Origin of the sequence: Pseudoxanthomonas daejeonensis (genome assembly GCF_010093205.1) — a bacterium.
Taxonomy (GTDB): domain Bacteria; phylum Pseudomonadota; class Gammaproteobacteria; order Xanthomonadales; family Xanthomonadaceae; genus Pseudoxanthomonas; species Pseudoxanthomonas daejeonensis.
Window position 1 is genome coordinate 345,104 of record NZ_PDWN01000003.1, and the last position, 19,401, is coordinate 364,504.

Here is a 19,401-nt window from a genome sequence, read left to right on the forward strand (position 1 = left end):
GTGGCATCAGGCCCGGGCACGAACGGTCGCGCCGTTTCGACGGCCTGTGTGCCGCACCGCCGGCAAGCCCGCCCCCTCGACAGGGCGGTTCTCCCCAGGGCGCCCGATGGCCGGTCGGGGCGGGCTTGCCGGCGGTGTGGCGCATCGAACGGCCGCGGCGGCAACGCAGACGCGGCCGTTGTAGGAGCGGGCACGACCGCGACACCGAGGCGGTCGGAACCACGATGCCGCCGCCCGTGCCGAATCCCCGGTCGGAATCACGAGGCATCCGCGCACCGTAGCCATCGATCGGAATCACGGGGCCGTCACCCCGGCCAGGGGCGTCGGTGTCGCGGTCATGCCCGCTCCTACAGGGCGGCGCCATCCCCACCGGCCAAAGTCACGCTGCAGCGCACCCATACGTTTCGCCTGCAAGCACTAGAATCTGGCCCAAGTCCTTGATTCAAGCAGCGCACGCATGAGCACGCCCGCCAGTCCCCGCTCCTCGGAAGTCACCCCGCAGCCGAACCCCGACGCCACCCCGTTGCGCTTCGTCACCGCCGCCAGCCTGTTCGACGGCCATGACGCGGCGATCAACATCATGCGCCGGCTGATCCAGGCGCAGGGCGCCGAGGTCATCCACCTGGGCCACAACCGCAGCGTCGAGGACGTCGTCCGCGCCGCGCTGCAGGAAGACGCCGACGCGATCGCGCTGTCCAGCTACCAGGGCGGCCACGTCGAGTACTTCAAGTACATGGTCGACATGCTGCGCGAGAAGGGCGCGTCGCACATCCGCGTGTTCGGCGGCGGCGGCGGCACCATCACCCCCGAGGAAATCCGCGAACTGGAAGCCTACGGCGTCGAACGCATCTACCACCCCAACGACGGCATGAAGATGGGCCTGGTGGAGATGATCGAAGACGTCGTCGCCCGTGCCAGCGCCGCGCGTGTCGAGGCCAACCGTGCCGATGCCGTTCGTGGCAATGCCCCCGGTCGCGCCCTCGCCGATGCCGGTGCCACCGGCCCCAACGCCGCATCCCCCACCACAACGCCGCCGTCCACCGCCGACGAAATCTCCATCGGCCGCGCCCTCAGCGCCATCGAGGATGGCGACCACGCCGACGTCGAACTGGCCCGCCTGCGCAAGCAGTGGCAGCTGGCCTCCGGCCGCACCCCGGTCATCGGCATCACCGGCACCGGCGGCGCCGGCAAGTCCTCGGTCACCGACGAACTGCTCAACCGCTTCCTGGCCAGCTTCCCGGCGATGCGCATGGCGGTGATCTCGGTCGACCCTACGCGTCGTCGCAGCGGTGGCGCTTTGCTGGGCGACCGCATCCGCATGAACTCGCTGCGCAGCCATCGCGTCTACATGCGATCGATGGCCACCCGCCGCCAGAACGTGGCCACCAACGCGGTGCTCAAGGATTGCATCGGCTACCTCAAGTCGCTGGGCTTCGACCTGGTGATCGTGGAGACCGCCGGCATCGGCCAGTCCGATTCGGAAATCGTCGACCTGGTCGACTTCCCGATGTACGTCATGACCTCCGACTACGGCGCGGCCAGCCAGCTCGAGAAGATCGACATGCTCGATTACGCCGAGCTCATCGTGCTCAACAAGTACGACCGCCGCGGGGCCGAGGATGCGCTGCGCGACGTGCGCAAGCAGTGGAAGCGCAACCGCACCGCCTTCAGCACCGCCGACGCCGACATCCCGGTCTATCCGACGATCGCCAGCCAGTTCAACGACCCCGGCATCAGCTGGATGTTCGCCAACCTGTGCCGCCTGCTGTCGACCAAGCTGTCGCTGCCGGCGGACAAGTGGACCCCGCAGATCGACACCACGCTCAAGGAGCCGCGTGCCACCGTGCTGATCCCCGGCGCGCGCGTGCGCTACCTGGCCGAGATCGCCGAGCAGGGCCGCGGCATCAACCGCCGCATCGAGACCGAAGCCGACACCGCCAGCCGCGCGCAGTCGTACTGGGAATCCCTGCGCGACCTGGGCGACCCAAGCCTGCCCGAAGCCCTCGGCCTCTATCCCGCCGATGCCCTGGTCACCGATGGCGCCCGCGCCGGTCGCAACGCATCTCCCGGCCGCGACGGCCTCCCTGTTCGCGACGCCAGCCTTGTGGGAGCCCGATTTATCGGCGACACGGGCAATGACTCAACGAAGCCGTCGGATGACCCGGCAACGGTGTCGAACGCGGGCATGCGCGACGGCGTCGGGTCGCCGATGAATCGCGGTCCTACAGGGGAAGCGCCGGACCGGTCTTTGCTCACCCTGCGCCAGCGCTACAACGACGCCGTGCAGTCGCTCTCCAACGAAGCCCTGCGCCAGCTGCGCGAATGGCCCGGGCGCCTGAAATCCATCACCGACGAATTCACCGAATACCAGGTCCGCGCCAAGACCATCCGCGTCGAGAACTACCGCGAGTCCCTGAGCCACCAGAAGGTCCCCAAGATCGCCGCGCCCACCTACAAGTCGTGGGGCGAGCTGCTGACCTTCCTCGGCAAGGAGAACCTGCCCGGCAGCTACCCGTACACCGGCGGCGTCTACCCGTACCGCCGCACCGGCGAAGACCCGATCCGCATGTTCGCCGGCGAAGGCACGCCCGAGCGCACCAACCGCCGCTTCCATTACCTGTCCGTCGGCCAGCCGGCCGCGCGCCTGTCCACCGCATTCGACTCGGTCACCCTGTACGGCGAGGACCCGGCGCCGCGCCCGGACATCTACGGCAAGATCGGCAACTCCGGGGTCAACGTGCCGACCCTGGACGACATGAAGAAGCTGTACTCCGGCTTCGACCTGTGCGCGCCGACCACCAGCGTGTCGATGACCATCAACGGCCCGGCGCCGATGATCCTGGCGATGTTCATGAACACCGCCATCGACCAGCAGGTCGAGAAGCACCTCAAGGCCGACCCGCAGCGCTGGGCCGAGGCCGAAAAGAAGATCGAAGCCCTGTTCGCCGGCAAGCCACGCCCGCGCTACCACGGCGACCTCCCGCCGACCAACGACGGCCTGGGCCTGGGCCTGCTCGGCGTCACCGGCGAGCAGCTGGTCGACGCCGACACCTACGCGGCGATCAAGGCCGAAACGCTCAAGACCGTGCGCGGCACCGTGCAGGCCGACATCCTCAAGGAAGACCAGGCCCAGAACACCTGCATCTTCAGCACCGAGTTCGCCCTGCGCATGATGGGCGACATCCAGCAGTACTTCGTCGACCACCAGGTCCGCAATTTCTACTCGGTGTCCATCTCCGGCTACCACATCGCCGAGGCCGGGGCGAACCCGATCAGCCAGCTCGCCTTCACCCTGTCCAATGGCTTCACCATCGTCGAGTACTACCTGGCGCGCGGCATGCACATCGACGACTTCGCGCCCAACCTGAGCTTCTTCTTCAGCAACGGCATGGACCCGGAGTACACCGTCATCGGCCGCGTCGCCCGCCGGATCTGGGCCCGCGCCATGCGCGAGCGCTACCAAGGCAACGAGCGCAGCCAGATGATGAAGTACCACATCCAGACCAGCGGCCGCTCACTGCACGCGCAGGAGATCCAGTTCAACGACATCCGCACCACGCTGCAGGCCCTTTACGCGCTGTTCGACAACTGCAACAGCCTGCATACCAACGCCTACGACGAGGCCATCACCACGCCCACCGAGGAGAGCGTGCGCCGCGCGGTGGCCATCCAGATGATCATCAACAAGGAGTTGGGGCTGAACTTCTGCGAGAACCCGTGGCAGGGCAGCTTCGCGGTGGAGTACCTGACCGACCTGGTCGAGGAAGCGGTCTACAAGGAGTTCGAGGCCATCAGCGAGCGCGGCGGCGTGCTCGGCGCCATGGACACCATGTACCAGCGCGGCAAGATCCAGGAAGAGTCGATGTACTACGAGCACAAGAAGCACGACGGCTCGCTGCCGCTGGTGGGCGTCAACACCTTCCTGCCCAAGGAACACGCCGGCGAGGTGGCCACCGAGATCGAGCTGATCCGCTCCACCGAGGCCGAGAAGGCCCAGCAGATCGAGAACGTGCGCGGCTGGCAGGCCTCACGCAACCACCTGGCCCCGGAAGGGGAAACCGGCCACGGCCACCGGGTGGAGGAGGGCGAGGACCCCGGCGAGATTCACGACGGCCACGGCCTGGCGTATCTTCAGGACACGGCGCGCAGGCGGGGGAACGTCTTCGCGGCGCTGGTGGAAGCGGTCAAGACCCACAGCCTCGGTCAGATCAGCCATGCGCTGTATGACGTGGGCGGGGAGTATCGGCGGAATATGTAGTGGTCATGACATATTTGACACTGTCAGCGTCGAAAACTAGGCAAATTAATGACGACAAATGAGCTAATGGACGACGTTGAGGGTGCTGATGACTCCTCCGGCGACGGCTGGGGCGACTATCCGCTTGACTCCGTTTTTGTTCGAACTGAACTGCGCACTGTAGCGGAGGTCGTGGGCCGGATTGAGAAGGGTCGATACATACTGGATCCCGATTTTCAAAGGGAGTTTGTTTGGCCTACCTCGAAGCAGTCGAAGCTTATCGAGAGTTGTGTCATGCGCATCCCCCTTCCAGTGTTCTATGTAGCCGAGGCTCCCGATGGGAGAATCATTGTTGTAGATGGGCTGCAGAGGCTTACCACACTTACTCGCTTCATCAATAACCAGTTCCGCTTAACCGGACTTGTTGCTGCTGGATCGACTTCTAAGGGAGAGCATCCTTTGGAGGGGAAATACTTTGAGGATTTGACAATTAATCTTCGAGAAAGGGTGCTTGATACTCAGTTGACCATGTATATTCTTGATGCCAAGGCTCCCGAACGGGCGCGTTTGGATATTTTTGAGCGGGTTAATAGTGGTGAGCCACTTACGCGGCAGCAGATGCGGAATGCTCTTTACAACGGGCCGGCTACAACGTGGCTTCGCGAGGCAACTGAAGGCCATGCATTTCAGGTCGCTACGGATCGCAGGTTAAACACCAAGACTATGCGTGACAGAGAGGCGGTAAATCGTTTTTGTGCGTTTTACTTGCTTGGAGAGCTCGCTTATACGACTGGCGATATGGATGCCTTTCTGGCGTCCGGACTTCTGAAGCTGTCAAAGCTCTCGGAGAAGGAGCGCGTAGAGTTGCGGCGGTCTTTTGATGCTGTGATGGATTTAAATCGAATTCTGTTCGGTGAGCACGCCTTTAGAAAGTCATTGTTTGTAAATCAAACTTGGGCGGCGCGCTCAATAATTAATATTTCACTATTCGAAGTTTGTGCGGTTTCGATGCTTGACATTGCTGATTCTGCTCTAGGCAATGAGCATGTGCGGCGTGCCTTAAAAGCGAAAATCTTAGAACTTGAGGAAGATGAAGGTTTTATCAAGGCGATTACATATTCGACCAACAGTACAGCGGCAGTAAGGGCGCGCTTCTCCGCGGCGCGAAACGCTGTGATGAGCGCGACCTTGTGATCACGTCACTCAATATTTGTAACTTCAAGTGCTTTGAGAGGCTGGATGTTGACTTCGGCCAGCTTACTCTGCTTACAGGATTTAATAGCGGAGGGAAATCAAGTGCGCTGCAGCCGCTGTTGCTGCTGGCTCAAGCCATGCGCGCGGGCGGCTTCCCTGTAAAAAAGTTTCCGCTTAACGGGAAGTTCGTGCGGCTCGGCTCAGTGGGTGATGTGATACCTATGGGCTCCAGAAGCGAAGCTGTGGATTTCACGGTTTCCACCAAGACGGAATCCAGGCGGTGGACACTAAGGGCTCGACCCGGTGAGAGATCCCTGTCTTTCAGTTCTTCGTCGGGCCAGACTCATGAGGGGGGAGACGATCAGTCAGTTTTCAGCAGCCTTCGTCGGCTTTCGTTCATAGGTGCGGTTAGGCAGGCGACTCCAGATGACTATCCCGTGCCGGACTTGGACAGCGGCGCTAGAGATGTTGGCGCTGATGGACGTTATGCCGCATTTGAGTACAACAGGTTCGCTGACGAAGCGGTACTTGAGGAGCGACGGCACTCGGATTCAGGGGGGCACACTGTTCGCAAAGTTATAGACGAGTGGATGTCGTGGCTATTCCCTGGTGCGGGGGTCAATGTTCAGTTTTTCAGCCACCTTTCGCTGCTGAACTTGCAATTTCGAACGTCGGAATTTGGTGAGTGGCGGCGGCCGGCGAATGTTGGTTACGGTTACAGCTACGCATTTCCAATAGTCGTCGCTTTGGTCACAGCTAGGGTGGGGCAAACGATCGTTATTGATAGCCCAGAAGCGCATCTTCATCCCCGTGCTCAATCACGGATGGGGTGGCTTCTTGCAAAATTTGCTCAGGCCGGTGTGCAGGTTGTGGTGGAGAGTCACAGCGATCATGTGCTGAATGGGATGCGATTGGCGGTGCATGATGGTGCATTGAATCATCAGTTGATCAAGGTAATTTTCTTCGCCGGAGAGATGGGGGCGGCAAAGGTCTTTCCGCTAATTGTTGACAAAGATGGCGGGATAAATCGCTGGCCTGAAGGATTTTTCGATCAGATGGAGCATGATTTGTCCCGTTTATGACGATCGAGATAACCATTAATACATTGTCGGCAAATCGGCAATTCAACACCACGGCCGACGCGGAGCGCGCTGTGCGCGCTTTGCTCTCTTGCTTCGAGCTGGTTCGGCCTGGTCTTTCAGTGGGGACGATTGTTCTCTCTTTTGATGCGAATATTGAGCGGCGGTGCATCCTGCGCGGTAGTACGGTTCTCGCAGAATGTTTTGGCCATCTGAATCGCGATCTGCGGCTCAGATGGTACGGCGCAACGCGACGCGCTCGGCGGGCGACTATCACCTATTCAGAGCATTCTCTCTCGGGGGGAGGGGAGCGCATCGTTGGTGATGCGTCGAACGAATTAATGGATACAACGTTGCTTGCGGGATTTGGTGGTTCGCCGGCCTGTGTATCTGACGCTGTTGATTTGGATAACGTGATGGGGCGCCGGCGAGGGGATTGCCCTTCCGTGCATGAGCCTGATGGACTTCGTCGTTTACTTCCGCGTTATGAGGCTAACCCCAAGCATGGGCCGCTTCCTTACTGGGCGGGGGGGGGGCTCGTAGCGCCGATGACTGTGGGAGATGACGATGCTCAAGCGGCGTTATATGCGGCGGTCAGTGACGGTGCAGGTCACTTCTTTGGCGTTCACGACGCGAAGTTTTTGAAATTTGTCCTAACGGGATATCTGGGCGGGCCTGTCTATCACGCGTACGAAGTGATCGAAAGCGAGGTGCCGCCCGATATTCTGCTGCATGTCCGGTCGCGTTAATGTCGAAAATGAGGTCAGGTTGGAGCGACCCGGATTCTTCGGACAGTGGACCTAGGGCACATCCCCTAGGCGATTGAACCGCTCTTCATATTGAGCGGGTAAAACAGGGGAAACAGGGGTCAGAGTGCACTTTTCAAAGTAGGAAGCCGCAACTAGGTCTTCCGAAACAGGGGATAGAGTGAACTTTCCGGGGGCGACGGGACGTTGAGGGAATGAGCTTTCTTTGCTGTGCGTACCGGAGTGGTTACTTGCCTTTGCAGTTCCGAATGTGGTTTGGGGGAATAGATGGGTAGCCACCTAGACGATGGCTCGGCCGCTGGTTCAGACAGGGTGTTCCCGCTGACCAGTCTTGGGCGACGGCTCGCAGACCTTGGCGCGCGGGAAGTTCTGGTCAAGCGGCTGGCGCCAAACGACAATAGCAAGAACCAGATATATCTGGCGGGGGATGTCTCTGCGTTGGGCAAGATTCCGTCCGGCGAAGTCGAGACGGTTTCCGGGACGTCAGCCAAGCAGGGCCGGGGGAAGCGGGGCCCTATTTTCCGCGCCAAGATGGATCTGCAGTGGCTGATGCCGTCAGGGGAGCTGGTGCGGGCGCCCCATGCCAAGCTGATCATGTATCCCCAGTACAGCGAAGTCAGGCTCTCAGGGTTTCTGCGGAGCTGTCCTGCGGCACCATCCGGACTCTTCGATATCGGCCGTCATGGCAGAGCTCCGGGCCGAGTGCTTGTGCTCGCTCCGCTTGAAGATGGGCGAACTGTCGCGGTGGCGTTCCCGCCGGAAAGTGAAGAGGCACGCGCACTTCGCACGCACGATGGAGAGCCCTACGGTGTTCTTCATCGATTCGAGCTACGCGGCACCCAGGGTTCTTCGTCGCAGAGCCTTCTCATCTCCCGGCTGCGCCATATCCATCTGGCAGGCTGGCTTGACCCGGTCTATCTGGAAGCGGATGGATCGTTCTCGCCGTGCACGGGGACGAACTGCGGAGGCGTTACGCTGGAGAGCCATCTGGGGATCAGGGCTAACGGGAAGTCGGAGCCCGACTTTCATGGGTGGGAGGTCAAGCAGCATGGTGTCTTCTCCATTGCGAGGCCTCGTGTATCCAGAATCACCTTGATGACGCCAGAGCCCTCAGGTGGATTTTATGTGGATCAGGGCGCAGAGCTCTTTGTCCGCAAGTGGGGGTACCCAGACCGGACGGGGCGGCAGGATCGTCTCAACTTCGGAGGTGTCTACCGGTCAGGTGCCCAGCCCCATGGTCTGACGGGGCTGCGACTGATGCTGCGTGGATATGACGCTGATTCGGGTGTGATCGACGCGTCTGGCGGCGTCCAGCTCCTCGATTCGACAGATGAGGTCGCGGCCGAATGGTCGTTCTCAAAGTTGATGGACCACTGGCGGAAGAAGCATGCCCAGGCTGCTTACGTGCCATCGCAGATCCAGCGCAAACCCGACATCCGATATCGCTACGGGAAGGATGTGCTGCTGGCAGAAGGTGCCAAGTTCAAGTTGTTGTTGCGCGCGTTTGCGGACGGGGTCGTCTATTACGATCCGGGGATGAAGATCGAACAGGCGGGTTCGAAACGTCCGCAGCTCAAGCGAAGGAGCCAGTTCAGAGTGGACAGTCGAAGAATATCCGGGCTTTACGAGAAGACGCGGCTGGTGGATGTCACCGAGGGGGCCTAGACACCTGTCCGGACCTGCGTTTCACGCTGCGTGCAAGCGCGAGGATCGCTTCGGATCGTTCGCTGTCTGCTTTCCCACGGAGCTGGCACTCCCACACCGTCTCCACATGCCAGCCCAGCTCCCTCAGCTGTGCCTCCGCTCTCAGATCCCGGACCCGGTTCGCATCCACCTTCGCCTTCCAGAACTCAGTTCGCGTCTTGGGCAAGCGGAACAGATGGCAACCATGCTGGTGCCAGAAGCAACCGTGGACGAACACCACAGTGCGGTACTTCGGCAGAACGATATCTGGCCTGCCGGGCAGGCCGGCGCCCCCAAGCCGGTAGCGGAACCCCAGTGCGTGGAGGCCATGACGGACCTCCAGTTCGATCTTCGTGTCCTTGCCGCGGATCCGCGACATCAGCGCGGAACGCCGTTCCGGGCTGATGATGTCGGCCATCAGGCGGCTTTGCGGGATCGCTTGGCCGGTGCCGCCTTCTTCTCTTCCAGGTGCGGCACCATGATCCGGGCGACCTCGGCGATCACCGGTACGACCACCGAGTTGCCGAACTGCTTGTAGGCGCGGGTGTCGGACACTGGAATCCGGAAATCGTCGCCGAAGCCCATCAGGCGGGCGCACTCGCGCGGAGTCAGCCGGCGCGGATTCTTCTTAGCGCCGCGGGAGATCAGGATTTCAGAGCCGTCCTTGTAGTAGCGGGCCGATAGGGTGCGGGCGGTGTCCTTCGGAGTCACCAGGCCGAAGCCGAAGCCGTTGCCTTTTTCGCGATGCTTGGCTGCATAGTTCTGCAGGTAGTCCCAGAGTTTGTCGGACAGGATGTACTTGTCCAGGACCTTGCCCTTCGGGCCGAGCGACGGGATGTCCCCGGATTCCTTGCCGTTCTCGCTATGCAGGATGCTGCCCAGCTTGGGGGCGTCCTCGTATGCAGGCAGTTCCAGATCGTCCCAGCTGAAATCCGCGGTATCGCGGAAGCCGACGATGATGATGCGCTCGCGGTGCTGCGGCACGAAATGCTTGCCGTTGATGACCCGGAACTTCACGTGATAGCCGAGTTCGTTCTGCAGCACGTCGATGATCGTGGAGAAGGTGCGGCCTTTGTCGTGGCTGACAAGGTTCTTGACGTTCTCCAGCAGGAAAGCTTTGGGCCGCTTGGCCGCGATGATGCGGGCGACGTCGAAGAAGAGGGTGCCTTGGGTCTTGTCGGAGAAGCCGTGCGGTCTGCCAAGCGCGTTCTTCTTGGACACGCCGGCAATGGAGAACGGCTGGCAGGGGAAACCCGCCAGGAGGACGTCATGCTCCGGCACGTCATCCTCGTGGACCTTGGTGATGTCGCTGGCGAACACGTGGTCCGGGCCGTCATGGAAGTTGGCGGCGTAGGTCTTGCGGGCGTACGGGTCCCACTCGCTGGTGAACACGCAGCGGCCACCCTGCTGTTCGAAGGCGGTGCGGATGCCACCGATGCCGGCGAACAGGTCGATGAAGGTGAACTTCCCCGGGTCCGACGGCGGCTCGCCCAGCGGCAGCAGGCGCTGGCGGATGGCGTCGGCCACATAGGCCGGGGGTTTTGTCTCGCCGAGGTGCCAGCGGCGGACGGTCTTGGGGTCGACTTCCAGAGCCAGGCCCACTTCCTTGGGGCTGAATTGCTTCAATGCGCGGTCGAGCAGCTCGTAGACGTCCATTGTTGACTCCGGGAAAGATGGGGACATTCTGTCCGGAAATGTCCCGTGGTGGAAGAGGGCAAAAAGGCGGCGCCCTGCGGCGCCGAAGGACAACGGTTTGACCGGTGACCTAACCGGTGTGGCAGCTGGGCGCGCACGTCGCGCACCCGTTCGCCGTCCGGTAGATGCCCCTGGCAGCCGCCACCGCGGTGGCGCAGTACGAATGCAGTCCCAGATCACGCGTGCTCGAAGCACGCGAAAGCCAGTAGCAGCCGTCCTTGTGGACTTCATGGTCTCCGTTGGGCTGCGGAGTGTTGTTCACGTGGTACCTGTCCATCGTTGGCAGTCCTCGTTCGCGCGCGGATGCGCGCAGATCAAGGGTGCCGTGGGTGCGTCTCAGGAGGAGAGACAGGTCGATCCGGCCGCTTCATTCGGAAAATTCCTACACGAACTTGGGCATTGCCTGACACGCCAGCGCGGCGCGGGCCGACTACGCCCACGGCACTTTTCCGTTGACCCTGCGTCCGCCGGTCAATCGTGGCCGGCTCACCGGAAAAGGAGAACCGCCGTGTCGCAGAACCTGGTGTCCCTGGAGTTGAGCAACGAGCAGCTGGCGCAGGCCGAGCAGGCCGTCACCGCGCTGGAGCAGGCCCTGGCCGGGCTGGTGTCGCTGTCGATCGGCGAGCGCCGGCGGCTGACCAAGATGGGGCAGAAGTCGGAGGTGTTCTGCCGGCAGACCCTGCGCGTGCTGGCGCAGAACCCGCAGATCGTGCCGCCGGGGCTGGAGCTGGCCGAGGCGCAGGCCGACCTGCTGGCGCTGGACCAGCTGGCGCCGCTGCTGGACCGGGTGCAGCGCCTGGCCGAGCGCGGCCGCGACACCGAGATGGCGCTGGGCGCCGACGTGATGGACGCGGCGCTGGAGGGCTATGCGCTGCTGAAGGTGTCGGGCAGGCAGCAGGGCCTGGACGGCCTGCGCAAGGAGCTTTCCAGCCGATGGGCCCGCAGCCGCAGCGCCGAGCCGGAACCGGCCGAGGCCTGAGCCGCGCCGCCTTTCCCGTTTGCCTCAGTTCCCCCGCCGGCGCCGTCTCTCCCCAGCGCCGGGGTGCACCGGAGCCCGACCCGGGCTAACCCCTCGCTGCACCTTCCACGGCCGCCCCGCCCCCTTGGCGCGCGCGGCCGTTTCTTTTGCAACCGTCAGAGTCCGGAACTCGGTCGATGGAGTTCCGGACTCGGTGCGCCGAGCTCTGGACTCGGCGCGTGAGGATCGGAACTCGGTGTGTCGAGCTTTGGACTCGGTCGATGAGGTCTGGAACTCGGCACGCGGGGCTCCGGACTCGGCCGACCGAGCCTGGGACTCGGTGTGTCGAGTCGGGGACTCCATCGGCCGAGTTCTGGACTCGGCGTGTGAGGGTCAAGGCTCGGTGGATCGAGCTTTTTTCCCGATCGCCCGGGTTCCAGGCTCCGACCGCGGGTTCACTTCGGGTCGGCAGGAGGATTGGTGTTGACCATCCACGGGATGCCGAAGCGGTCGACCAGGGAGCCGAAGCCGGGCGACCAGAAGGTCTCGGCCAGGGGCATGACCTGCCTGCCGCCCTCGGACAGCGCCTCGAACCAGCGCCGGGCCTGGGCCACGTCGTCGGTGTGCAGGCTGACGTCGAAGCCGTTCTTGGGCTTGTCGATGTTCGGCGCCCATTCCGGAGGCATGTCCGCGCCCATCAGGGCCTGGTCGCCCACCTCCAGCCAGCAGTGCATCAGCCAGTCCTTGTGCTTGGGATCGCTGACCTGCATCTCCGGCGGCGCCTCGCTGTAAGGCAGGGCGAAGGTGATCTTGCCGCCAAGCACCTTGGCGTAGAACTCGAACGCTTCGCGGCATTGGCCCTGGAAGCTGAGGCTGGTGACGATCTTCATGTGCGCTCCTTGTGGTCCATGGAGCCGGGGGCTCCGGATACAACCTGGCGACGTGCGGCGGCGGTGGGGATCGACACGATAGGGCGGCGCGTTCGCGTTGGGAATTGGCACGGTGGGGCGCGGGTGCTCTGCGTAGGAGCGGGCATGACCGCGACACCGAGGAGGCCGGAATCACGATGCCGTCGCCCGTGCCGAGGGCGTCGGTGTCGCGGGCATGCCCGCTCCTGCAAGGGCGGCGTTCCGGTACCCGCCGGTCGATCGATGCGCAGGCGGTATTGCCCGCTCACGGGCCGTCGGATTCGCGGCTGGCTTCTCCGATCACCCGTGCCTACGACGGTCGCCGGGCGCGAACATTCCGCCGTGGCGGATGCTACGGTCGTCTTTCCCGTGCAGAAACCCAAGGTTTGTTACGCCACCCCATGACCTACCGCCTCGCGACCTCGATCCTGACCTGCGCCCTGATCCTGGGCATTGCCGGCTGCGCCACGCCCTCGGCCTCCGATGCGCCGCCTCCCCAGTCCGCGCCTGCGGACAAGGGCAAGCCCCCGATCACCAAGTTCAAGGCCTACACCCAGCGTTTTGCCGGTGAGACGCTGCTCACCCGGAGCCATGCGACCGGCCACGTGGGCGATCTGTTTTTCACCCACTGGAAGGACGGTGGCGAAGCGGCGTTCAAGCTGGACGAGCAGGGGAACTTCAAGATCGACTGGATCGGTGGGGACTACAACTACGTCGGTGGGCCGGGCTGGGAAAGCGGCGACCGCAACCGCGTGATCGGCTACCGCCTCGACGAGGACGCGGGCGCGAGCTACGTGACCCTGTATGGCTGGGGCTACGACAAGACGATGGATCCGGCCGATCCGGCCCACCTGGTCGAGTACTACATCATCCAGCGCTGGGTCCGCACGCCGGCGCAGGGCGGCGAGCAGGGCATCACCTTCGTCAGCAACGGCGTGGAGTACACCACCTGGCGCACCGTGCGCAGGGAAAAGCCCTCGATCAACAACACCGAGACGTTCTACCAGTACTGGAGCAAGCCCAGCGAGCAGATGCCGCTCGGGGTCGACCACAAGATCATCTTTGCCGACCACGTGAAGGCCTGGGAAGCCAACGGCTGGAAGCTCCCCAACCTGGACAACTTCGACGCCAGCGACGACCCCACCTACCAGGTCTTCGCGGTGGAGGTCTTCCTGGTGGAAAAGAGCGGCACCGCGTCGGGGCGGGTCTGGGATGCGGGCAGGTAATCGCACGTGCGCGCCGGTGTGATCGATGGGGCGCGGGGTCTGCTGTTGTAGGAGCGGGCATGACCGCGACACCGACGACACCGACGACACCGACGACACCGACGACACCGACGACACCGGCGACACCGGCGACACCGGCGACACCGGCGACACCTGCGACACCCGCGACACCCGCGACACCCGCGACACCCGCGACACCGGCGACACCGACGACACCGACGACACCGGCGACACCGGCGACACCGGCGACACCTGCGACACCCGCGACACCCGCGACACCCGCGACACCGGCGACACCGACGACACCGACGACACCGGCGACACCGGCGACACCGGCGACACCGGCGACACCGGCGACACCGGCGACACCGGCGACACCGGCACGGGCGACGGCATCGTGGGTCCGGCTGCCTCGGTGTCGCGGTCATGCCCGCTCCTACAAACGCGAGGGTCACCTGTGACTCCGCGTGCAGGTGCGCGCCGGGCGGCGCCAGGGGGTGCGCGCACTCGTCGGGCCGTGCGTCGGTCGAGCGGCTTCAGGCGATCACAGGCCGCCCGCCCACGCCCCAGCCGGTGCCGCCGAATAGCCTTGATCCGCACGGCGGGCTGGACCGCGCCACCGGGACCCGGCGCGGTCCTGGCAAGCGTCCTGCGACGGCGCGGCTCGCGCCGCCGCACGAGCGCCCGCGAGTGGTTAGCATCGCCATCGACACCACCCCAGCCGGAGCGCCACATGCACCCGTCCGTCCCCGTTCGACGCCGTGCGGTTGCGGCCTGCGTCCTCGCGGTCCTGCTCGGCCTGCCAGGCCTGTCCATGGCCGCCGAGCCGGACCTCGCCGCCATCGAGCGCACCGTCACCGCCCAGCACGACGTCTCGCTCAAGCGGTTGAAGGACTGGATCGCGCTGCCGTCCATCGCCGCCGAAGACCTCAATGCGCGCGAGGGTGCCGAGTACATGGCCAGGCTGGCGCGCGAGGCCGGCTTCCAGCAGGTCGAGATCCTGGACACCGACGGCAAGCCGGGCGTGTTCGCCACGCTCGATGCCGGCGCCGAGAAGACCGTGGGCCTGTACTTCATGTACGACGTGAAGCAGTACGACCCGGCCGAATGGTCCTCGCCGCCGCTGGAGTCGCGGCTGGTCGACAAGCCGGGCCTGGGCAAGGTGCTGATGGGGCGCGGCGCGGTGAACCAGAAGGGCCCGCAGGCCGCGTTCCTCGGCGCACTGCACGCGATCCGCGAATCCGGGCAGCCGCTGCCGGTGAACCTGGTGCTGGTGGCCGAGGGCGAGGAGGAGATCGGCTCGCCGCACATCGGCCAGCTGGTGCATCGCCCGGAAGTGGAAGAGGTCTTGCGCGATTCGGTCGGCGTGTTCATGCCGTACGCGGCGCAGGATTCCGATGGCAACGTGACCATTTCCCTGGGCGCCAAGGGCGTGATCGAACTGGAGCTGGTCGCCAGCGGCGAGAAGTGGGGACGCGGCCCGAAGAAGGACGTGCATTCCTCGCTCAAGGCCATGGTCGACAGCCCCGTCTGGCACCTGGTCAAGGCGCTGGACACGCTGGTTTCCGAGGACGGCAACATCATCACCATCGACGGTTATCCGAAGGCGCCGCCGATCAGCGCCGAGCACCGGGTGATGGTCGCCGCCGCCGCCCAGGTGCGAAGCGAAGCCAAGGCCAAGGAACAGCTGGGCGTGGAGCACTGGATCGGCGACCTGGCCTGGCGGCAGGCCAACGAGCGCCTGGTCTCCCAGCCCACGGTCAACATCGAAGGCCTGGTCGCCGGCTACACCGGCCCCGGCGGCAAGACCGTGCTGCCCGGCCGCGCGGTGGCCAAGATGGATTTCCGCCTGGTCCCGGGCATGAAGAAGGACGACGCGATCGCCGCGCTGAAGGCGCACCTGGAAAAGCGCGGCTACGGCGACATCGAGGTCAACGTCAGCGGCGGCTACGACGGCACCCAGACCTCCGCCGGCGCCGGACTGATCCAGGCCCAGCGCGCCGTGCTCGAACGCCGCGGCATCAAGCCCCTGCTATGGCCACGCAACGCCGGCTCATACCCGGGCTTCGTCTTCACCGACGCCCCGCTCAGCCTGCCCGCCGCCCACTTCGGCCTGGGCCACGGCGGCGGCGCGCACGCCCCGGATGAGTACTTCCTGATCGAATCCAGCAACCCCGCCGTGCAGGGCTACGACGGCGCGGTGATGTCGTACGTGGAGTACCTGTATGAGCTGGGGAAGTGAGGGGGTAGCCGACAGGATCGGGCATCACTTTCCGCGCGCGTGTTGGCCGCCCGGGCGGGGCCATCGCGTTCGCCTCCGACATGCGTGCCATCCCGCGCACGCCACCAGGGAGAACGACATGCAGCACAGGCATCGGGTGGGGAAAGCCGTCTTCTGCGCACTGGCCCTGTGGGCCGGGTCGGCGGTCGCGGCCGGCAAGGAGCCTTCGGCGGGCGATTGCTTCAAGGCCGGCTTCGAGTCCAACAACGCCGATGCGGTCGCGGCCTGTTACGCCGAAGACGGGATCATCTGGTTCCCCGGTGGTCCGAAGGCGCAGGGACGCGTCGCCATCCGCGACGGGTTCGCCCACTTCCTGGGTGGCTTCACGGTCAAGGAGGTACAGATGACCGAGATCGGGCATGAAGGCATCGGCGATGCCCGGGTGGCGTGGGGCACCTATGCCATCCGCGCGGTCGACAAGGCCAGCGGCGCCGAGTTCACCCAGAGCGGCCGCTTCACCGATGTGCAGAAGAAGATCGATGGACGCTGGCTGTATGTGGTCGACCATCCTTCGGATGATCCGCCGGCCAAGCCGGAGACGGCCAAGAACTGAGCCGTTGGAATTGCGGCAGGCATGAGGGGGCGGAAGCGATTCTGTCCGCCCCAATCTCACCGTGTGGGACGGCGATCGTTAGAATGCGCGCGTCCCGCCAGGGACTGCGGATGCGCCTGCATCCGCTATAGGGGCGCCTGGGAACACTCCCGTACGACCTCCAGCACGCGCCACTGGCCCGTGCGGGTGGTTGTGCGCGCTCCGCAAGCATGCATCTCAAACAGGGGAAATACCGTAGTGAAGAAGTCTGCAACCGTAGTCCTGCCGCTCATTCTGGCCATGCTGGCCCCGTGCGCCGGTGCCCAGTCGGTCTCGCCGGCATGGGATGCCTATCGCAACAAGGAACAGCAGCCGTCGGCCGCTCCCGCGCCGGTTCAAGGTGAAGCACAACCCGCGTCGCAGACGGCTGCGCCCGTCCAGGCGCCGACCTATGCAGCGCCGGCAAGCGTCCCGCCGCCGCCGCACGGCTATACACGTCCTGCCGCCGAACCCAAGGGTGGGTTCTTCCTGGGTGCGCAGGTGGGCAAGGGCTGGATCTATGACGATGTCGACCAGAACGTGGCGGCCATCAATGGCGGTTACCGCTGGCAGGCCGGCGACGTCACCTTGGTCGGCATCGAGCTGGCCAGTGGCCGGTTGGCCGAGACCGACGATGACGGCTGGCGTTACGGCAAGGTCACTTACGGCAGTGTCGGCGCCAATGCGCGCTTCAACTTTGGCGAAGGCAGCCCGTGGTTCGCGATCGCGCGCCTGGGCTACTGGTCGGCCGACGGCGATGGCGACGACGAAAGCGACGTGGATGGCGGCTACGCCAGCTTCGGCATCGGCGTGGACGCGACGCGTAACTTCAACGTCAACCTGATGTACACCAACCACGCCTACGCGACCACCTATTACTACTACGGTGGCTACGAAGAGACCGAGATCAATCGGGCCGACATGGTGACCCTGGGCGTCGAAGCCAGGTTCTGAGTTGTGCAGGGAGCGCAGGCCTGCCTGGCCTGCGCTCCCTTGTCCGGGCTTGTTCCCGGTAGCCGATGCGGGTTTTCCGCGCGGTGGCAACGCCGGCGACGACCGGGGCGGCAGGCCGGAGATGCCTTTGTAGGAGCGGGCATGACCGCGACACCGACGACGTCGAAGCGGCGGCGGCATCGTGATTCCGGCCGCCTCGGTGTCGCGGTCATGCCCGCTCCTACAAAAGCGGGAGGCGGGGCCTCACCAGTCCGTCGGCGCGTAATCCTTCAGGAACTGGCCCCAGACGTGGGTGCCGGTGTTGATGCCGTCGATGATCGGGTCGACGATGCGCGCGGCGCCGTCGACGATGTCCAGCGGCGGGTGGAAGCGTTCCTCGATGATCTTGCGCGCGGCGATCTCCACCGGATCCTCGTCGGTCACCCAGCCGGTGTCCACCGCGTTCATGTGGATGCCGTCGCCGTGGTAATCGGCGGCCGCCGTGCGCGTCATCATGTTCAGCGCGGCCTTGGCCATGTTGGTGTGCGGGTGCTTGGTGGTCTTGAAGTTGCGGTAGAACTGGCCCTCGACCGCCGACACGTTGACGATGTGCTTGTCACGCTCGGGCGTGCGCAGCATCAGCGTCTTCAGGCGCGCGTTGAGGATGAAGGGTGCCACCGCGTTGACCAGCTGGGTTTCCAGCAGCTCCACCGCGGGCACTTCGTCCATCTGCAGGCGCCATGAGTTCCTTCCGCGCAGGTCCACCTGCTGCAGGTCCTTGTCGACGCGGCCTTCCGGGAACAGGTGCGCCTGCCCGAGCAGTTCGTCGGCCAGCAAGGGCACCTGCGACAGTTCCGCCGCGCGCGCCAGGCCGGCCGGCGTGTTGCGCGCCATGCCATCCACCAGCGACTGGCTGCCACCGGGCAGCAGGTCGGCGGCGCGCACGCCTTCGTAGCCGCCCACCAGCTTGCGCACGTGCTCGGGCAGGGTGTGCAGGCCCGCGGTCTCGCCGGCCATCATGTGCGCGTAGAACGCCGGCGGGCGCCGCACGGTCTGGCAGGCGTTGTTGACGATGAAGTCGAGGCGGTCGCGGGTGGCGATGAGTTCGGCGCAGAACGCCTCGACGCTGGGCGTATGCCGCAGGTCCAGGCCGAACACTTCCAGCCGGTGGCCCCACTGTTCGAAGTCCGGTTCCTGCGCGTAGCGCTGCGCCGAATCGCGCGGGAAGCGCGTGGTCACGATCAGCGAGCAGCCGGCGCGCAGCAGCTTCAGGCCGGCCTGGTAGCCGATCTTGACCCGCCCGCCGGTGAGCAGGGCGACGCGGCCGCTCAGGTCGGCTGTTTCGGTGCGCTTGCGGAAATTGAACTCCGCGCACGCCATGCACATCTGGTCGTAGAAGTGATGGACCTGGGTGTACTTCTGCTTGCAGACGTAGCAGTGCAGCAGTTCGGGCGACTCGCCGACCGAGGCCACGTGCGAGGCGTCATACGAGGACACCGGATCGACCGCGTTGTTGCGCGGGTCGTGCTGGCCCGGCGGATGCGGCGGGAAGTAGTTGGGCGTGGTGAACACCGGCTTGCGCCGCAGTGTGCGGATCCCGGTCTGGTCGAGCAGAGCCTCGGTCTTTTCGGCCTTCTCGCGGGCGCGTTCGCGCGCGTCGTTCCTGGCCTGCTTGCGTCGCGTGCGCGGTTCGGGATGGTGCACGAGCGCCACGGCCTGCAGCAGGCCGATGCGTTCGTCGTCGTCGAGCGCGTCGAGCACGCTGCGGTCGTCGCGGATCGCTTCGAGCAGTTCCCGCGCGATACGCGCGCGCTCGGGCAGGGTGGCATCGCCGGCGGCGGCGCGGGGTGGGGTGGTCATGGGCTGGGC

At 64.6% G+C, this 19,401-nt stretch carries 14 protein-coding genes; 10 read left to right on the forward strand and 4 right to left on the reverse strand.

The features are described from left to right. Positions 1–457: 457 nt before the first annotated feature. The 5 genes from CSC65_RS04755 (at position 458) to CSC65_RS04775 (ending at position 8,942) form a co-directional block, all read left to right on the forward strand. A complete protein-coding gene (locus tag CSC65_RS04755; protein ID WP_162408920.1) occupies positions 458–4,258 on the forward strand; it encodes a methylmalonyl-CoA mutase family protein in 3,801 nt (1,266 codons plus the stop codon). A 66-nt stretch (positions 4,259–4,324) separates the two neighbouring features. Next, positions 4,325–5,431: a DUF262 domain-containing protein gene (locus CSC65_RS04760; RefSeq protein WP_202922829.1), complete on the forward strand. Its 1,107-nt coding sequence runs from the start codon at positions 4,325–4,327 to the stop codon at positions 5,429–5,431. After that, entirely contained in the window at positions 5,428–6,513 is a 1,086-nt protein-coding gene (locus CSC65_RS04765; RefSeq protein WP_162408924.1) for an AAA family ATPase, read from the forward strand. The genes CSC65_RS04760 and CSC65_RS04765 overlap by 4 nt, the downstream gene beginning before the upstream one ends. Then, positions 6,510–7,259 carry an RNA-binding protein gene (locus tag CSC65_RS04770; protein WP_162408926.1) on the forward strand — a complete coding sequence of 250 codons (750 nt, stop codon included), beginning with the start codon at positions 6,510–6,512 and terminating at the stop codon, positions 7,257–7,259. The genes CSC65_RS04765 and CSC65_RS04770 overlap by 4 nt, the downstream gene beginning before the upstream one ends. A gap of 330 nt (positions 7,260–7,589) precedes the next feature. Further along, positions 7,590–8,942, forward strand: a complete 1,353-nt coding sequence (locus CSC65_RS04775) for an MvaI/BcnI family restriction endonuclease (protein ID WP_162408928.1) — start codon at positions 7,590–7,592, stop codon at positions 8,940–8,942. On the opposite strand, the gene CSC65_RS04780 is transcribed toward CSC65_RS04775, so the two are convergent. Together CSC65_RS04780 and dcm are read right to left on the reverse strand one after the other, a co-directional pair. Beyond that, a complete protein-coding gene (locus CSC65_RS04780; protein WP_162408930.1) occupies positions 8,926–9,378 on the reverse strand; it encodes a very short patch repair endonuclease in 453 nt (150 codons plus the stop codon). The two genes, CSC65_RS04775 and CSC65_RS04780, sit on opposite strands and share 17 nt — an antisense overlap. Further along, positions 9,378–10,616, reverse strand: a complete 1,239-nt coding sequence (dcm, locus tag CSC65_RS04785) for a DNA (cytosine-5-)-methyltransferase (RefSeq protein WP_162408932.1) — start codon at positions 10,614–10,616, stop codon at positions 9,378–9,380. The genes CSC65_RS04780 and dcm overlap by 1 nt, the downstream gene beginning before the upstream one ends. A gap of 547 nt (positions 10,617–11,163) precedes the next feature. Between dcm and CSC65_RS04790 the strand changes: the two genes are divergently transcribed. After that, a complete protein-coding gene (locus CSC65_RS04790; protein WP_162408934.1) occupies positions 11,164–11,634 on the forward strand; it encodes a hypothetical protein in 471 nt (156 codons plus the stop codon). 434 nt (positions 11,635–12,068) lie between these two features. Here CSC65_RS04790 and CSC65_RS04795 read toward each other — a convergent pair whose 3' ends face one another. Next, positions 12,069–12,503 (reverse strand): VOC family protein, encoded by a 435-nt coding sequence (locus CSC65_RS04795; protein WP_162408936.1) that lies wholly within the window; start codon positions 12,501–12,503, stop codon positions 12,069–12,071. A gap of 419 nt (positions 12,504–12,922) precedes the next feature. Between CSC65_RS04795 and CSC65_RS04800 the strand changes: the two genes are divergently transcribed. From CSC65_RS04800 to CSC65_RS04820, 4 genes are all read left to right on the forward strand, one after another. Next, positions 12,923–13,747, forward strand: a complete 825-nt coding sequence (locus CSC65_RS04800) for a glycoside hydrolase family 11 protein (protein WP_162408939.1) — start codon at positions 12,923–12,925, stop codon at positions 13,745–13,747. Positions 13,748–13,772: 25 nt separating this feature from the next. Continuing rightward, a complete protein-coding gene (locus CSC65_RS04810; protein ID WP_238390276.1) occupies positions 13,773–15,989 on the forward strand; it encodes a M20/M25/M40 family metallo-hydrolase in 2,217 nt (738 codons plus the stop codon). 118 nt (positions 15,990–16,107) lie between these two features. Next, positions 16,108–16,581 (forward strand): YybH family protein, encoded by a 474-nt coding sequence (locus CSC65_RS04815; protein ID WP_162408941.1) that lies wholly within the window; start codon positions 16,108–16,110, stop codon positions 16,579–16,581. Positions 16,582–16,818: 237 nt separating this feature from the next. After that, entirely contained in the window at positions 16,819–17,553 is a 735-nt protein-coding gene (locus tag CSC65_RS04820) for a porin family protein (RefSeq protein WP_162408943.1), read from the forward strand. Positions 17,554–17,796: 243 nt separating this feature from the next. On the opposite strand, the gene CSC65_RS04825 is transcribed toward CSC65_RS04820, so the two are convergent. Beyond that, on the reverse strand, positions 17,797–19,392 hold the full coding sequence (locus tag CSC65_RS04825) for an SDR family NAD(P)-dependent oxidoreductase (RefSeq protein WP_162408945.1): 1,596 nt from the start codon (positions 19,390–19,392) through the stop codon (positions 17,797–17,799). Between the last annotated feature and the right edge of the window lie 9 nt (positions 19,393–19,401).

Excerpts from the sequence above, each read along its gene's own strand:
- CSC65_RS04755 (WP_162408920.1), top strand. The coding sequence starts at position 458 with ATGAGCACGCCCGCCAGTCCCCGCTCCTCGGAAGTCACCCCGCAGCCG.
- CSC65_RS04760 (WP_202922829.1), top strand. The coding sequence starts at position 4,325 with ATGGACGACGTTGAGGGTGCTGATGACTCCTCCGGCGACGGCTGGGGC.
- CSC65_RS04770 (WP_162408926.1), top strand. The coding sequence starts at position 6,510 with ATGACGATCGAGATAACCATTAATACATTGTCGGCAAATCGGCAATTC.
- CSC65_RS04780 (WP_162408930.1), bottom strand. The coding sequence starts at position 9,378 with ATGGCCGACATCATCAGCCCGGAACGGCGTTCCGCGCTGATGTCGCGG.
- dcm (WP_162408932.1), bottom strand. The coding sequence starts at position 10,616 with ATGGACGTCTACGAGCTGCTCGACCGCGCATTGAAGCAATTCAGCCCC.
- CSC65_RS04795 (WP_162408936.1), bottom strand. The coding sequence starts at position 12,503 with ATGAAGATCGTCACCAGCCTCAGCTTCCAGGGCCAATGCCGCGAAGCG.
- CSC65_RS04800 (WP_162408939.1), top strand. The coding sequence starts at position 12,923 with ATGACCTACCGCCTCGCGACCTCGATCCTGACCTGCGCCCTGATCCTG.
- CSC65_RS04810 (WP_238390276.1), top strand. The coding sequence starts at position 13,773 with ATGGGGCGCGGGGTCTGCTGTTGTAGGAGCGGGCATGACCGCGACACC.
- CSC65_RS04815 (WP_162408941.1), top strand. The coding sequence starts at position 16,108 with ATGCAGCACAGGCATCGGGTGGGGAAAGCCGTCTTCTGCGCACTGGCC.
- CSC65_RS04825 (WP_162408945.1), bottom strand. The coding sequence starts at position 19,392 with ATGACCACCCCACCCCGCGCCGCCGCCGGCGATGCCACCCTGCCCGAG.